We start from the raw sequence: 14,889 nt of genomic DNA on the forward strand, positions 1-14,889 counted from the left end.
TTTTAGGATGCTTGTTCTTTTGTGATTAATTCATAATCTGCCCCAAAAAACAGACAAATTCAGAGAATTGGCCATTTTAAATTTTACATTGTCATTTTGCATTTTGATTTTTGATGTTTGATTTTCTGATATCCCAAACTAACTTATTCGCGCTGTAACATTAAATAATACGTTATTTTAGGACCTTTCCGCCAAATATTTCAATCTGTTGGTTAATTCACGTCTTTTTGCGGTCGATAAAACAGTATGATTTCTATTAAACAATATCATTCTAAGATTAACGACGGACTTGCACGCTGGCGGGAATTTTATAAATCCTGGCAGAAGCAGCAGGTATTTGGTCTTGATGTCGGCACATCAGCAATCAAGCTTGTTCAGCTTCAGAAAACTGAAGACGGTTATTCTGTAGCTGGCGCTGGAATCGCTTTTGTAAATGAGCCTAATGACGAGAGTCATAGAGACGCTAATTTATCAAAGGCGATACGTCAGTGCTGGCAGTCGGCGAACATCAAAAACAAACTTGCCGTTTGCGGCGTCCGCGGTCAGGAAACTGCCGTGCGCCATTTCAGTTTTCCCGCTCTGCTGCCGGAAGAAGTCGAAGGCGCTGTTGAGCTTGAAGCAAAGCAGTTCTGTCCGTTCAACACCGATGAAGGCGTAATTGATTATCAGGTGATTGCGGGAACTGAAAAGGAGATACAGGGCTTTCTGGTTGTCGCAGCGAATAAAATTCTTCGCGACAAGACCAGAGTTGTTTCTGATTCTTCTCTGTCGAATGTGCTGATGGACATTGACGGCCTGGCTTTAATAAATTGTATGAAGTATTGTCGTGGAGACGAAACCGGCACATCGGCAATTTTGAATATCGGGAATGAATACACCACACTGGCGATTATCGGCGACGATGATTTGCCTTTTGTTCGTGATATTAATTTCGGCGGAAAAGAAGTTATTGAGCAGCTTACTGTTGAAAATCAGTTCCCGCGTGATGTAGTGGAAAGAGTATTGAGAGGCGAAGAAAAACAGCAGGACATCCAGGACAAGATTCTGCTGAATCTCGAATCTGCCTGCCATAAATTAATTTCCAACGTAACAGAAACGCTGTATTACGATGCGGTTCGCAGAAAATCGGAAATTGTGAACAAAATATATTTGTGCGGCGGTTTTTCGCTTGTCGATGGTTTTTTAGATTTGCTGAAAACAAAGTTGCCGACTGAAACCGTATTATGGAATCCTTTTGACAAAATATCCTGTGACCAGTCTTTGGAGTGCTGTGATTTATTAAGCAAGAATGGCCCGGCTTTTGCCGTCGCCGCAGGTCTGGCTATGAGGCAAATATGAGTAACACAAAATTGCTTAAAATTGATTTGCTGAAAGGTCAGGGGATTCCCACAAGGAGCAATCCTGAAAAAATCGCCCTGATGGCGATTACGATTTTAGTGCCGACCATTATGTCGATTGGGATGTTCGGTTATTTTTGGAAGTACAATGTGCTTATCTCGATTGAAAGGCAGAAAATCGCCAATTGCGAGAAAGGCATTCAAAGTATGGCAAAAGCGCAGGCTCTGCTGGACAAAAGCCAGAAGGAAAAAAAGTTTAAAAATGATTGCCTGGGCGAAGTTGCAAAAATTATTAACAGCCGTTATCAGTGGACGCCGGGCATTGTTGAAATAGTGAAGTTGATGCCGGACAGCGTGTTGCTCAAGGAGATTGAAATCAAGCAGAGCAATATCAAAAAAAATGTTCCGTCGAAAACAGAAGTCGGCCAGATGATTGAAATTACCCTTCCGGTTACGAAGATGAAAATCAGTGTAACTGAAAGATTGCCGGGCAGCGGCCCGCATATTAGAGAATTCCAGAACAATTTGCGTTCTTCCGAGGTTTTCGGACATATTTTGGATTACGTTACTGTTTCGCAGGGGGTGGATTCATACAGAGAGCAGAGTATGGTTTCATATCAGATAGAATGTTCTTTTAAGGCCGAAAAATAATCAGCTATGAAAAAGAAACTAAAAAAACATGTTAAATTTATAAACCTTGTGTGGATCAGCAGTGTCGCGCTGTCGGTGTTTACTTATTTTGTCGCGATTGCGCCGCAGAGCAAGGTTAAGCAGCAGGTAACTGCGCAATTGGCCGACAGGGAAATGGCGTATGCTACTATTTCAAAAATCAACAACAAACAGGCGCAGGAAGATTTGAATAACAAGATGAAGCAGTGGAAGGACGACATCAAACAATATGTAATAGCTGAAAATGAGCTTGCAGGCTTGACGTTCGATATAGGCCAGATTGCAAAAGATACCAAAATTGATTCGTTCAGTATTACGTTGAACGATGCGTATTTAAAGCAGAAAACAACTACTAAATACATTACGGAAAAGCAGTTGAAAGTGGAGTTTAAGACAGACTTCAATAAATTTGCCGCTTTTCTGAACGCGGTTGAAAGGCATCGGCCGGCCGTTGTTATTAACGAGTTTACAATCGGCAACGCGGAGCACGATGCTTCCGCCAGTCAGGTTAATATGATTCTTTCTGTTTTCGTTAGTAAAAAGCAGGGCAGTTAATTATGGGTTTTGCGGAAATTAAAGATAATTTATTTAAAATGGAATCGCCCGACGCAGGCAAAAACAAAAAAATGCTGATGCTGATGCCGGTGCTGTTCATCATTATGATTTTTGTGGTAACTCGTGCGCTAAAGCAGCCGGCGGCAAGTTCCGCTGCGGTCGACACTTCTGCTAAAACCGCGACCGAATCGAATTCGGTTAAAATCAACTGGAAAATACCGGAAGTTTATCCGACAAATCTGCGCGACCCTATGCAGGAAGGTTCTGCGACAGCAGGCGAAGATAAATCCGGAAGCGTTGTCATAAAAGGTATTATTTACAGCAAGGACAAGCCTGCTGTTCTTATTGATGATAAAATTATGCACGAAGGCGACAAAGTCGCCGGTGCGACGATTGTTAAAATTAATTCAAAGAATGTGGAATTTGAAAAGAATGACAAAACCTGGACGCAGGAAGTCCAGCATTGAGGATTTGAATAGTTGAATAGGAAGGGTACTTATATGAAGTTCCGTGAATTAGGATGTGTAACACTGCTGACCGTGGTTTTCTCCGCCGGATATGCTTTAGCCGCTGACAGTAATGGTACTGGCAATGAAGTGCTTTCGTCGCTTGCGCAGCGAATGCAGAAACCGATCAGTGTTGATTTCAGAAACACGCCGATTGAGGATGTTATCAGAAGTCTGGCTGACCAGTCTGAAGTTGACATTGTCAAAAGCCCGAAGGTTACAGGTAATGTAACAGCCACGCTTACCGAAATTCCGCTCGATGAAGCACTCAATAATATTCTTGCTGCGCACGGCTTCGGCTATATCGCCAGCAATAGTATGATTCGTATTGTTCCGCTGGAAGAGATGAGCGAGATTTCTGAAAGACTCGTCAGCAGAATTTACCGCATTAATTACGCAGGCGTAAAAGACGTTGAGGATTCACTGAAGAAATTTATTTCGCCTCGCGGCTCACTTTCCTGCAACGTCGGCACGAGCAACATTATCGTTACCGACAGCGAAAGCAAGATAAAGGCGATTGATACGTTCGTTGATGAAGTTGACCGTATAACGCCGCAGATTGAAGTAGAGGCTCGAATTTACGATATTACCAGCAAAGACAGAATGGATCTCGGCGTTGAATGGCAGATGGGACGCAATTCAACTTATACTAACGGCACTGTTGGGTCTAATGTTACTGCAGGAAGGCAATGGCCGTTTACGACCGGTACATTTTCAGCAGCAACAGGTAAAACTGAAAGTACAACCGGCTCTCTTAGATTTGGCTGGCTCAACGCAGGCATTGATTTGGATGTTATATTAAGAGCGCAGCAGGAAAACCTCGAAGCCAAACTGCTGGCCAATCCGAGAATATTGGTTTTGGATAATGAAAAAGCGAACATTAAAATTATCCAGGAAATTCCATATCAGGAGCTTACCGAAACTTCCGGCGGCGGCAGCATAGGTACTATCGCGTTCAGGGAAGTCGGTGTTGAACTTGAAGTTACTCCGCATCTGACGCGTGAAAAAATGATTCGTTTACTGTTGGTTCCAAAATTTAGTGTGCAAACTGGTACTGTCGATGTTGGTACAGAAACGCAGTCTTTTCCGCAGCCGGTTATTGATAGAAGAGAAGCGCATACGACGCTGCTGATTGAAGATAAGCAGACAGTAGTGCTTGGCGGCTTACGCAAGAAAGATGTCAGCAAACAGGTAAACAAAATACCTTTGCTTGGCGATTTGCCATTGGCTGGCGCCGCGTTTAGATATGAAGGCGAAAGTACTACAACAAGCGAACTGGTTGTTTTTATTACGCCTACGCTTATTGAAAAGCCGGTTCTTTCAGCACTGGCAAAGCAGCAGTATCAGGTTACAGAATTCAATGGCCCGGTACCTTTCGAAACAAGAGCGGAAAAGCCGAAACAGGAAAAGCAGAAAAAAGAGAAGGTTAAAAAGGTAAAGACCGCTAAAAGCAAAAAATAGTTTTCGGTGATATATTTATTTACGGAGAAAGACAATGGTTTTTTTTGAATGGACTGACGAACTTTCAGTTGGTGTTGAACAGATGGACATTCAACACAAAAAACTTATCACTCTTATCAATAATTTTCATAAAGCCATTGACATGGGCGAAGACAAATCTGCCGTACAAAAGGCTATTGATGGTCTTGTTGATTATGTGAAAGTGCATTTTATTGATGAAGAGGCGCTGATGCAGGAATACAATTTCCCGCAGTTAGATATTCACAGGCGAATGCATGAACACCTTGCTCGGGATGTCAATGAATATGCGGAAAAATTACAAGCCGGCCAGAAAATTATGGGCATTGAGATGGCTTTTTTCCTCAAAGGCTGGCTGGAAAATCATATTGGCGAAACAGATAAAAACTACGGTCTTTACATCGCTGAACAAAAAAATATAGAAGTAATTAAGAAGTAAGAGTAAGGAGAGATAACCAACCCGGCACATTTTTTAGGTCCGGCGTTGTTTGGAACGAAGCACGTCCTATAATCCTATTTTTCACCAGTTTAACTCATTTTGCTAATAGGGGTCGGTTTATCTGTCGAAATAACAGTGGAAGCAAATTGATAACTAACAGGGAATGTTAAAAATGATTATTGATAGAATAGCACGCACAGTGATGGAAAACTTCGAGGAGAGTGAAGCTATAATTGCAATCGCCGACCGCGATGGCTGTTATGTTTCAAGCAAAACCGATGAGTTCGAGGGTGTATTTGCCGACCCGCAGATTTTAGATGGTATTTGCAGTCAAATTGACGATGGCTGTGAACCGGCAACTTCTGTTATTGGCGGATATTTCGTTGCGGGCTATTCTATTAATAGTAATGGTTATGCGATTCTTCTGGTTCCAAATTACACATCAGAAAAAGCCGCGGCGTATCACGATTTGGCTGAAATCGTACTCAAACAGGTCGCGATGTTGGCTGAAAATGCGATCACTGAAGCACAAGCATCAATATTCACACACAGTTCAGAATTACTGGCAGTATCATCAAACTAAATTGATAAATTGCAGGTGCTTTGGCCAAGCCATTCCTTGGGGACAGCCCACACGGTTCTATAAATTAGCAATTCTATACCCCGCAAGTCTAATTTTTATGCTTTCCTGTTTTTCTAAAGAATAATTGCAATTTTGGTCTTTTTTGCTAAAATCTCGGAATTATTGTCATTTTTAAGGTTAAACTGTGAAATTTCAGGTATTTAGAGACGGAAAAATAGCGAATGATTTTGTACCTGTCGGCGTAACACTGTTCGGAGCCGACCGGATACCATTTCGCAGCACCAAATATATCACTTGGCAGGATGGAATCATTGACTGCAAGGCTCGCGGCTCTGAACCTGCCGGTTTGAGTCTGCTTTGGCCGGTGGAGGGCTTCGGAAACGTAATGCTCTATACGACCCGACTGCCCGAAAGAGAGCAGCCGTACAATCTCAACGTCGAAATCGTTCGCGGCAAGCTGATGGAAATCGCCACAAAGCGTGAAGATTGGGCGATTTTCGACCAGACTCCGGAGTTGAAAGCCAAAGGCGATGAACTCCAGAACTGTTTCATTGAGATGCTTGCGAGTATGAGCGCCCCGGCGGAGGCTTCCGTTTTGGCGGATAAATGTCTGGCAAAAGCTATGATGTATGCCGAGCAGCTTGCGGGCAAATATTCAAGTGTGCTTTTCGAGGTCAGACTTCGCAATCGTGGCTTCGCAAGGTCGAGCCTTGGCTGTCAACTTGATCCTGATAAATTGAATGATAAAAATTATCTCAAGGGCGCGTTCGAATTGTTTGCGCACGTTTCGCTGCCGATAAGCTGGGCGAAAATCGAAAAGGAAAGAGGCCAGTACGATTTTTCAGAACTTGATGAGTGTATGAATACTCTTGGCCGGCGCAGGCTTTTGCTTTGCGCAGGGCCGCTGCTGAATTTCTCGCCGGATAGTCTGCCTGCCTGGATGAAGGGCAAACACGAGTTCGATACGATTCGCGAAGCTGGCTATGAGTTTGTGTCGAAAGTTGTAACAAGATACGCAAAATACGTTCACATGTGGAAAGTTATCAGCGGACTGAATGCTGAAAATATTTTCAAGTTCAGTTTCGAGCGGATTCTTGAAATTACCAGAACCGCGTGCCTTGCCGCAAGGGAAGCGGACAACCGCAGCGTGAAGATGATTGATATTATTTATCCGTGGGGCGAATATTACGCGCACGATTCGGATACGATTCCGCCATTGGTTTACATTGATATGGTAACGCAGGCGGGAATCAATTACGATGCGCTTGGCATACAGATGCTTTTCGGCAAAGACCAGCCGGGAATGCACATCCGCGACATGATGCAGATTTCCGCGATGCTCGACAAGTTTACGCCTCTGCCAAAGCCGATACATATCACGGCGTTTTCTGTGCCGGACAACAACACCGCCAAACAGCAGAGCGGGAAAAACGCCGGCGTATGGCGAAAGCCGTGGGATGAAGATGTGCAGGCAAAATGGATTGAGGAATTTTGCAAAATCGCGTTCAGCAAGCCCTTTGTCAGCACGATTACATACTCGACGCTGGCCGACAGCGATACAAGTAATGTCAGCGGAGCGGGACTTTTGAGCGATGAACTCAAACCGAAAAAAGCGTTTATGTCGCTGGCAAAACTGCAAAAGCAAATTCTGCAAAAAAGCTGATTGTAAAACCTTGTCTTGTGTTATATGAAGTGTTATGGATGAACAAAACAATAACAACCGGCAGCAGCAAAAAGAGCCGATAAAGACGGCGTTTTTTATCGGCGTGATTTTATGTGTTTATTTTGCATTGTCGAGCCTTCCGAATCTTAAAAAAACTGTCTTTGAACCTGTCGATAATAAAATAAATCCGAACACCGCGAGCATTTATGAACTTGCCGAACTGCCCGCAATCGGGAAGGCAAAAGCCGAAGCGATAACAGAATACAGAAAGAAAAGCGTTTTTGAAAACGCCGAGGACCTTGAAAAGATAAAAGGCATTGGCGAAAAAACCGTGAACAAACTCGAACCATTATTGAAATTTAACGATTAAGGTAACCTCTAAAAATGTAAAAATCAGAGCCGCGAGCGTCAGCGACCGGTCAAAAACGGTGTTATTGTTTTTGATTGTCAATTTTTAGAAACAACATTAATTATTTTCAGGATGAATAAATGGCAGACTGGGAAATACATAAGCCGCTTGGAACTTGTACCGGAACCGGCAAAGTGATTGAGCCGGATGAAGAATATATCGCAACGCTTTTCGAAACGCCCGAAGGTATGCAGCGAAAAGATTACTGCATCGAGTACTGGAACGCGAACAAGCCCCAGGTTTACTGCTATTGGAAAAGCGTAATGCCAAAGCCCGACCAGAAGAAGAAACTGTTTATTGACGATAATATGCTGATGGCGTTCTTTGAACGGATGGCGACTGAAACAGATATCGAGAAATTAAACTTCAGATTTGTGCTTACGCTGATACTGATGCGCAAACGTCTGCTTAAATACGATTCTACGAAAAATGAGGACGGCAAAGAAATCTGGTTTTTAAAAGTAACCGGCAAAGATCAAATCGAACAGGTTCTCAATCCGCAGTTGGCGGAAGATAAAATTGAACAGTTATCAGAACAGCTCGGTCAGATTTTACAAGTGGAATTGAATGGCTAAAAAACAAAATCAAAAATCAAAGCTTGTCCTCACGAAAGTGGGGATCAAATATCAAAAATTTGGAATCCCGCTTTGCGGGACGACCTCTTTCTATGTTCTATGTTCTATATTCTATGTTCTATTTGTTACCGGTTGTGGCCCGCCCAAGCGGTCTTGTCCGGCACTTGCGGATGCGGTTGAGGGGCAAAAATTTTTAGCTGATTATGCCGCAAAAGTTAAGCCTCTCCGTGCGACCGGCAGTTGCACATTAAACTATATAAACGAAAAAGGCGAAAAATTTACACAATCGTTTCCAATCCGAATCTGGTACATCGACAGCGGAAAATTCTGTATATATGGAGACGTTTTCTTTAATCCCAGAGGCGTTTGCTTTGCCGTAAGCGATGAAAAATACTGGGTTTACGCAAAACCGATGGGGATTTCTGTAAAAGGAGCGGTCAACAGTGCCGGCGACGATTATTTTTCAAATCCGGCGCTTTTAGTTGATTTTTTACGTGCGGAAGATTCAGAATGTGAGAAAATAGCCTTTACGAAGAATGGGATTGTCTGTCAGGCAGGACAGAAGCAAATATTTATTGATACATGCACCGGGACGGTGAATAAAATCATATACGTCGGACAAAATTCAAAACCTCTGCTCGTTATCGATGCGGAAAAATATGAAAAAGTTAGCGACAGCGATTTTTTGTTCCCGTGCAGTTTGGGCTATGAATACTATGACAAAAAAAACGGTAAAAACCGAATGGAAATCAAACTTGATTCTGTAAAGTTATGGCACCCTGAAGAACAGCAAACCAAAGCATTGTTTACACCACCTGTTGAAAATGAATTTAAGGAGTCAAAGAAATGAGCAAAAAAACATTAAAAGAAAAATTGTCGGCCGGCCTTTTGTTTGTTGATGGCGCGATGGGCACGCAGTTAATGGCAAAAGGAGTCGAAGCTGGAAAATGCAACGATTATCTGAATATCGAATCGCCGAAAATTATTACCGACATTCACCGCAGTTATTATGACGCCGGCAGCGACGCGGTTTATACCAATACGTTCGGAGCAAATGAAATTACGCTTGCCAGACATAACCTTGCCGACAAGGTTGAGGAAATAAACGCCGCGGCGGTAAAGAACGCTAAACTGGCTGCGCAGGCAGCGGGCGGCGACAGATACGTTATCGGCGACATCGGCCCGTGCGGAGATTTTCTCCAGCCGCTCGGATCGCTTGAGCCGCAAACGCTCCGTGATGCTTACGCAAGACAGGCGAAAGCCCTTTATAACGCAGGCGTTGACGGGTTTGTCGTCGAAACATTTATGGCTGCCGATGAAGCGGCAGAAGCTGTTAAAGGCATAAAATCTGTTTGCGATTTGCCGGTGTTCGTATCATTTGCGTTTGATTCTACCGGCAGCGATTTTAGAACGATGATGGGCGCAAGCGTCGAAATGGAGATTACTATTTTCAAAGACTTGGGCGTTGATGCGATTGGATTTAATTGCGGAACACTGAAGATGGAACAATATCTGCAACTGACTGAAAAGTTCGCCAAGCTGCTCAAAGTAAAGAACATCGTGTTGTTGGCCAAACCAAACGGCGGAAAGCCGGAGCTTGTTGACGGCAATGCGGTTTATAAACTTCAGGATAAAGAATTCGGCGACTGGATTGAGAAGATTCACAAGGCAGGGGCTGTAATCGTCGGCGGATGCTGCGGCACTTCGCCTGCGCATATAAAAGCGATGACAAAAAAGCTCAAAAGTTAGGCTCAATGAAAAACAGAATTGGCAAACACAGGGGGCTTTTCATTACTGCTACGGATACTGGTGCAGGAAAAACTCTGATTAGTGGAGCTATTGCGAAAATAATTTCGCAGCCAGACAAAACCGTCGGCGTCTTTAAACCAATCGCGACCGGATGCAGAAAAGTTAAGCAGAAATTCGTCAGCGAAGATGCGGAGTTTCTAAGTCATTGCGCAAACACAAATCTTGCACATGATATAATCACGCCGATAAAATTCAAAATCCCTGCGGCGCCTTTTGCGTGCGAGAAAGCGGAAAAGAAGAAAGTATCGCTGAAAAAGATTTTCAATGCTTACGAACAAATTTGTAGAAATTCCGATTTTGTAGTAGTTGAAGGCATTGGCGGCGTAAAAGTGCCCATTACAGATAACTTTGACGTGCTGGATTTGGCAAAGGCTTTGAAGCTTCCGGTAGTGATTGTCGCAAGGGCACAATTGGGCACTATTAATCATACGCTTTTGACGATTGAAGCGGTTCGGCGAAAGGGACTTTTGCTTGCAGGAATAATCATTAATGGTTATGATGAAAAGACTAATGATTATGCCCAAAAGAGCAATGCAGAGATTATAAAAAAGCTTGGCAGGGTAAAGATTCTGGCCGTTGTGCCGTATGACAAAAAGTCGAGCGTTGAGAAAAAATTGCTCGGACAAAAGGCGTTGAATGCTCTGCGGAAAGTAAACTGGTTAAAAGTGAAATGATGAATGAATCGATAAAAATAAAAAGACCTGAATTGAGACGCTATCTTGTTCCGATTAACACGGCCGCAAGTCAGCAGATGTTTACCGATTGCCTGGTGATAGGTTCCGGCATTGCGGGGCTGCGGGCTGCGATTGAAGCCGCGTCTGCCGGCTGCGAAGTGATATTGGTCTGCAAAAAAAATCTTCAGGACAGCAATACATGGAAAGCGCAGGGCGGAATTGCATCCGTTCTCGCCAGTGACGACAGTATTGTATCTCATGTAAAAGATACATTAAATACCGGCTGCGGAATTTGCATTACTGATACTGTTGAACAGGTTGTCGCCGATGGGCCGGGGCTGGTTAAAGAAATGCTCGAATGGGGTGCGGAATTTGATAAAAACTCAACAGGTTCGATTTCAGTTTCATTGGAAGGCGGGCACAGTCATGCTCGTGTTGCCCACGCACATGGCGATAACACCGGCAGGGCAATGGCCGAGGCACTGATAAATAAAGTCAGACAATTCGAGAATATCACCGTCATTGAAAACTTTTTCGCGATTGACTTTATTACTAATGACGATGGAGTCTGCATCGGCCTAATCGGCAAAAATTCTAAAAGCACGAGCGAAATCATCTGGGCGAAATCGATAATTCTGGCCAGCGGCGGAGCGGGAAGGCTTTATCGTGAAACGACAAATCCCGATGTCGCGACAGGCGACGGTTTGGCGATGGCCGCAAGAGTCGGCGCGGTGCTGCGGGATATGGAATTTATGCAGTTCCATCCGACGACGCTTTATATCGCCGGTGCTTCAAGAGCGTTGATTACAGAAACGCTTCGCGGCGAAGGTGCGATTCTGCTCGATGTAAATCATCAGGCGTTTATGAGTGAGTACCACAAAAATGCCGAGCTTGCGCCGCGAGATGTGGTGAGCAGAGCCATTCTTGACAGAATGCTTAAAACAGGTTCAACACACGTTTATCTTGACGTTAGGCATTTTAAGAAAGATTATTTTGCAAAACGGTTTCCATTTATAAATGAACTGCTTGTAAGTTTCGATATCGATATAAGCAAAGACCTGATTCCTGTTCGGCCAAGCGCGCATTATATGGTTGGCGGCGTAAAGACCGACAGTCAGGCGAAGACAAATATTCCTAATCTTTTCGCGTGCGGCGAAGTTGCGTCGACCGGCTTGCATGGCGCAAACAGACTCGGCAGCAATTCGCTGCTTGAAGGTCTTGTCTTTGGCAAAATCGCAGGCCGAAATGCCGCGACAGCGGCTAAAAAAATTAGCAAAACGGCAGGTCCGCCGAAATACAGATATGACATTCCCCAATCAGACCGCAGCAGGCTTGATACCGAAGACGTGTTGAATTCGCTGCGTTCGCTGATGTGGCGAAACGTCGGTATTACACGTCTGGCAAAGCCGTTGGCCGAAGCACAGGAAATCATTACTTTCTGGCAGCGGTATGTTTTGGACAAAATTTTCGATTCACCGGTCGGCTGGGAGTGTCAGAATATGTTGACGGTGTGTATGATGATGGCAAAAGCCGCTGAAGTGCGTACCGAAAGCAGAGGCGTGCATTTTAGAAGTGATTATCCGCAAATAGACGATACGAAATTTAAAACACATCTGGAATTTGAATAATGGAACAGAAAAAAATAGATATTGAGCAGGTTCGGCAGGTTGCGAAATTGAGCAGGCTTGATTTGAGCGAAGAAGAAATCTCGCAATTTTCAGGTCAGTTGAGTGCAATCCTCGGATATGTCGAAAAAATCAATCAGCTTGATACAGGCAGTGTCCAGCCTTTGGCGCATTGCCTGCCGGTAAGCAATTGTTTGCGTGCGGATGAAATTAAGCCGTCGCTGGGAACTGAAAAGACTTTGTCAGTCGCACCTGACAAAGACGAACATTTTTTTATTGTACCGAAAATTCTGGAAGGAGAGTTGACGTTATGATTGAAATTTTGAAAAAAGCGGTAGTCGTTATTTGTGTTATTTTAATTTTTTGTTTTTTTACAGGGAAGGCGTTTTCTATGCAGTCAGTGCAGCAGGAAAAAGAATTTAAAGACAAAGCGAGTTTGAAATATTTATTATATGTGCCAAAGACATACGATGCGAACAGCGAAAAGATGCCTTTGATTATATTCCTGCACGGTGCCGGAGAGCGTGGAGACGATTTGAACAGAGTGAAAGTTCACGGAATCCCGAAGATGATCGAAAACGGGGAGGATTTTCCCTTTATTGTGGTTTCGCCGCAGTGTCCGGAAAAAGGTTGGTGGACGGATTATACACAAACTCTCAAGTCTTTAATTGACAGTATTGTGAAGGAGTACAACGTTGACGAATCCAGAATTTATATGACCGGTTTGAGTATGGGCGGATTCGGAACATGGAATATGATAGCGCGTTATCCTGATTTCTTTGCCGCGGCTGCTCCGGTTTGCGGCGGCGGAGATGCATTCTTTGCCAAGTATATCAAAACGCCTGTCTGGGCGTTCCACGGCGCAAAAGATGATACTGTACCGATGGTGCGGTCGCAGGAAATGGTTGATGTAATGAAAACCAACGGCGTCGAGGTTGAATTTACGATTTATCCCGAGTTGGGGCATAATTGCTGGGATGCCGCGTACGCTAACGAACAATTGTATAAATGGTTTTTGAAGCACAAAAGAGATAACAGTAAAAAATGAACGAAGAAATACTAAAACTTGATGGTGTCCGGCTTCGCGACAAAATCGCCAAAGGCGAAATCAAAAGCGCAGATGCTGTGCAAACTGTTTTTGAACGCATAGAAAAATGCGAACCAAGAGTCGGCGCGTTCTTGAGCACATTCAAAGAACAGGCGATGAAAAAAGCCGCTGAAGTTGACGCCAAAATAAGCAAAGGCGAAAAAGTCGGTGCTCTTGCCGGCCTGCCGATAGCGGTGAAAGATAATATGTGCACTGCGTTTGGCGCAACGACGTGCGGCTCGAAAATACTTGAAAATTTCCATTCGCCTTACAATGCGACGGTAATTGAAAAATTACTGGCCGCTGATGCCGTGATAATCGGCAAAACAAATCTCGATGAATTCGCGATGGGTTCGAGTACAGAAAATTCAGGATTGAAGAAGACTTTCAATCCGTGGGATTTATCGCGTGTTCCCGGCGGAAGCAGCGGCGGTTCGGCTGCCGCAGTAGCAGGGCAGATGAGTTTTGCTTCGCTCGGCTCGGATACAGGCGGCTCTATCAGACAGCCGGCCAGTTTCTGCGGCCTTGTTGGTCTTAAACCGACATATGGCAGAGTCTCGCGTTACGGCCTTGTAGCTTACGGTTCAAGTCTTGACCAGATTGGTCCGTTCGCAAGAAACGCTTCTGATTGTGCGCTGATGCTGAATGTTATCGCAGGCCACGATGAAAAAGACAGTACCAGCGTTGATGAAAAAACAGCGGCGTTGCCGAATTATCTTGCGAATATCGATAAACCTCTTGAGGGTTTGAAGATTGCGATTGTGCCGGAGTTGTTTGAAGGCGCTGAAGGTGAAGTTGTCTTGTCTGTCAAAGACGCGATTGAAATTTACAAAAAACTTGGTGCTCAAATCATCGAAATTAAAATGCCGTACTTTGAGTATTCGATAGCGGCGTATTATTTGATTGCGACAGCGGAAGCGTCGAGCAATTTAGCACGATATGATGGCGTACATTACGGCTACCGTTCGCAAAACGCCAAAGATTATATTGAGGTTTATTCGAAGTCCCGCGCCGAGGCGTTGGGCAGCGAAGTGAAGAGACGTATAATGCTCGGCACTTATGCGTTGTCGAGCGGATATTACGATGCGTATTATTTGAAGGCGTTGAAGGTTCGCAATCTTATTCGCAGCGATTTTACGGCAGCGTTCCAAACGGCCGATTGTATAATGATGCCGACAAGTCCGACGACAGCGTTCAAGGTTGGCGAAAAAACAGCAGACCCGTTGCAAATGTACCTTTCGGACGTTTATACAATAGCGGTAAACCTTGCCGGCGTACCGGCGATTAGTATTCCCTGCGGCTTCGACAGCAAAAATCTGCCGATAGGCCTGCAAATCATTGGCTCGACTTTTGAAGAAGAAAAATTGTTGAGAATCTCAAGAATGTTTGAAGGGCAGACGGATTATCATAACAGGAAACCGCAAATATTATAAAATTTAATTAACCACGAATGAACACGAATAAACACTATATAACTGA

General features: G+C 44.1%; 17 protein-coding genes. All 17 read left to right on the forward strand.

The window, feature by feature from the left end; genetic code table 11:
• The first annotated feature begins 246 nt into the window (after positions 1-246).
• The 17 genes from LLF92_08235 to gatA all read left to right on the forward strand — a co-directional run bounded on the left by LLF92_08235 (position 247) and on the right by gatA (position 14,843).
• A complete protein-coding gene (locus tag LLF92_08235) occupies positions 247-1,338 on the forward strand; it encodes a pilus assembly protein PilM (protein ID MCE5341099.1) in 1,092 nt (363 codons plus the stop codon).
• Positions 1,335-1,988 carry a hypothetical protein gene (locus LLF92_08240; protein ID MCE5341100.1) on the forward strand — a complete coding sequence of 218 codons (654 nt, stop codon included), beginning with the start codon at positions 1,335-1,337 and terminating at the stop codon, positions 1,986-1,988. Before LLF92_08235 ends, LLF92_08240 begins: the two co-directional genes overlap by 4 nt.
• A 6-nt stretch (positions 1,989-1,994) precedes the next feature.
• Positions 1,995-2,561 carry a type 4a pilus biogenesis protein PilO gene (gene pilO / locus LLF92_08245; GenBank protein MCE5341101.1) on the forward strand — a complete coding sequence of 189 codons (567 nt, stop codon included), beginning with the start codon at positions 1,995-1,997 and terminating at the stop codon, positions 2,559-2,561.
• Positions 2,562-2,563: 2 nt separating this feature from the next.
• A complete protein-coding gene (locus tag LLF92_08250; GenBank protein MCE5341102.1) occupies positions 2,564-3,028 on the forward strand; it encodes a hypothetical protein in 465 nt (154 codons plus the stop codon).
• Positions 3,029-3,061: 33 nt separating this feature from the next.
• Positions 3,062-4,528 carry a hypothetical protein gene (locus LLF92_08255; protein ID MCE5341103.1) on the forward strand — a complete coding sequence of 489 codons (1,467 nt, stop codon included), beginning with the start codon at positions 3,062-3,064 and terminating at the stop codon, positions 4,526-4,528.
• A gap of 34 nt (positions 4,529-4,562) precedes the next feature.
• A complete protein-coding gene (locus LLF92_08260; protein ID MCE5341104.1) occupies positions 4,563-4,985 on the forward strand; it encodes a bacteriohemerythrin in 423 nt (140 codons plus the stop codon).
• 172 nt (positions 4,986-5,157) lie between these two features.
• Positions 5,158-5,568, forward strand: coding sequence for a hypothetical protein (locus LLF92_08265; GenBank protein MCE5341105.1), 411 nt, complete (start codon positions 5,158-5,160; stop codon positions 5,566-5,568).
• Between the two features lie 184 nt (positions 5,569-5,752).
• Positions 5,753-7,231, forward strand: coding sequence for an endo-1,4-beta-xylanase (locus LLF92_08270; GenBank protein ID MCE5341106.1), 1,479 nt, complete (start codon positions 5,753-5,755; stop codon positions 7,229-7,231).
• Positions 7,232-7,265: 34 nt separating this feature from the next.
• Entirely contained in the window at positions 7,266-7,601 is a 336-nt protein-coding gene (locus tag LLF92_08275; GenBank protein MCE5341107.1) for a helix-hairpin-helix domain-containing protein, read from the forward strand.
• A 119-nt stretch (positions 7,602-7,720) separates the two neighbouring features.
• Entirely contained in the window at positions 7,721-8,215 is a 495-nt protein-coding gene (locus LLF92_08280; protein ID MCE5341108.1) for a hypothetical protein, read from the forward strand.
• Positions 8,208-9,065, forward strand: a complete 858-nt coding sequence (locus tag LLF92_08285) for a hypothetical protein (protein ID MCE5341109.1) — start codon at positions 8,208-8,210, stop codon at positions 9,063-9,065. The genes LLF92_08280 and LLF92_08285 overlap by 8 nt, the downstream gene beginning before the upstream one ends.
• Positions 9,062-9,964 (forward strand): homocysteine S-methyltransferase family protein, encoded by a 903-nt coding sequence (locus LLF92_08290; protein MCE5341110.1) that lies wholly within the window; start codon positions 9,062-9,064, stop codon positions 9,962-9,964. The genes LLF92_08285 and LLF92_08290 overlap by 4 nt, the downstream gene beginning before the upstream one ends.
• Positions 9,965-9,969: 5 nt before the next feature.
• Positions 9,970-10,698, forward strand: a complete 729-nt coding sequence (gene bioD, locus LLF92_08295; GenBank protein ID MCE5341111.1) for a dethiobiotin synthase — start codon at positions 9,970-9,972, stop codon at positions 10,696-10,698.
• The gene (gene nadB / locus LLF92_08300; protein ID MCE5341112.1) at positions 10,695-12,326 is read left to right on the forward strand and encodes an L-aspartate oxidase; all 1,632 of its coding nucleotides are present in this window, start codon (positions 10,695-10,697) and stop codon (positions 12,324-12,326) included. Before bioD ends, nadB begins: the two co-directional genes overlap by 4 nt.
• Complete coding sequence (gatC, locus tag LLF92_08305; GenBank protein ID MCE5341113.1) at positions 12,326-12,637, forward strand: Asp-tRNA(Asn)/Glu-tRNA(Gln) amidotransferase subunit GatC; 312 nt, start codon at positions 12,326-12,328, stop codon at positions 12,635-12,637. Before nadB ends, gatC begins: the two co-directional genes overlap by 1 nt.
• A gap of 77 nt (positions 12,638-12,714) precedes the next feature.
• Positions 12,715-13,371 (forward strand): prolyl oligopeptidase family serine peptidase, encoded by a 657-nt coding sequence (locus LLF92_08310; protein ID MCE5341114.1) that lies wholly within the window; start codon positions 12,715-12,717, stop codon positions 13,369-13,371.
• Entirely contained in the window at positions 13,368-14,843 is a 1,476-nt protein-coding gene (gatA, locus tag LLF92_08315; protein MCE5341115.1) for an Asp-tRNA(Asn)/Glu-tRNA(Gln) amidotransferase subunit GatA, read from the forward strand. Before LLF92_08310 ends, gatA begins: the two co-directional genes overlap by 4 nt.
• Positions 14,844-14,889 lie beyond the last annotated feature (46 nt).

Source organism: Planctomycetaceae bacterium (genome assembly GCA_021371795.1).
In the GTDB taxonomy this organism is placed as follows: domain Bacteria; phylum Planctomycetota; class Phycisphaerae; order Sedimentisphaerales; family UBA12454; genus UBA12454.

Excerpts from the sequence above, each read along its gene's own strand:
- LLF92_08235 (MCE5341099.1), top strand. The coding sequence starts at position 247 with ATGATTTCTATTAAACAATATCATTCTAAGATTAACGACGGACTTGCA.
- LLF92_08240 (MCE5341100.1), top strand. The coding sequence starts at position 1,335 with ATGAGTAACACAAAATTGCTTAAAATTGATTTGCTGAAAGGTCAGGGG.
- pilO (MCE5341101.1), top strand. The coding sequence starts at position 1,995 with ATGAAAAAGAAACTAAAAAAACATGTTAAATTTATAAACCTTGTGTGG.
- LLF92_08250 (MCE5341102.1), top strand. The coding sequence starts at position 2,564 with ATGGGTTTTGCGGAAATTAAAGATAATTTATTTAAAATGGAATCGCCC.
- LLF92_08255 (MCE5341103.1), top strand. The coding sequence starts at position 3,062 with ATGAAGTTCCGTGAATTAGGATGTGTAACACTGCTGACCGTGGTTTTC.
- LLF92_08260 (MCE5341104.1), top strand. The coding sequence starts at position 4,563 with ATGGTTTTTTTTGAATGGACTGACGAACTTTCAGTTGGTGTTGAACAG.
- LLF92_08265 (MCE5341105.1), top strand. The coding sequence starts at position 5,158 with ATGATTATTGATAGAATAGCACGCACAGTGATGGAAAACTTCGAGGAG.
- LLF92_08275 (MCE5341107.1), top strand. The coding sequence starts at position 7,266 with ATGGATGAACAAAACAATAACAACCGGCAGCAGCAAAAAGAGCCGATA.
- LLF92_08280 (MCE5341108.1), top strand. The coding sequence starts at position 7,721 with ATGGCAGACTGGGAAATACATAAGCCGCTTGGAACTTGTACCGGAACC.
- LLF92_08285 (MCE5341109.1), top strand. The coding sequence starts at position 8,208 with ATGGCTAAAAAACAAAATCAAAAATCAAAGCTTGTCCTCACGAAAGTG.
- LLF92_08290 (MCE5341110.1), top strand. The coding sequence starts at position 9,062 with ATGAGCAAAAAAACATTAAAAGAAAAATTGTCGGCCGGCCTTTTGTTT.
- bioD (MCE5341111.1), top strand. The coding sequence starts at position 9,970 with ATGAAAAACAGAATTGGCAAACACAGGGGGCTTTTCATTACTGCTACG.
- nadB (MCE5341112.1), top strand. The coding sequence starts at position 10,695 with ATGATGAATGAATCGATAAAAATAAAAAGACCTGAATTGAGACGCTAT.
- gatC (MCE5341113.1), top strand. The coding sequence starts at position 12,326 with ATGGAACAGAAAAAAATAGATATTGAGCAGGTTCGGCAGGTTGCGAAA.
- LLF92_08310 (MCE5341114.1), top strand. The coding sequence starts at position 12,715 with ATGCAGTCAGTGCAGCAGGAAAAAGAATTTAAAGACAAAGCGAGTTTG.
- gatA (MCE5341115.1), top strand. The coding sequence starts at position 13,368 with ATGAACGAAGAAATACTAAAACTTGATGGTGTCCGGCTTCGCGACAAA.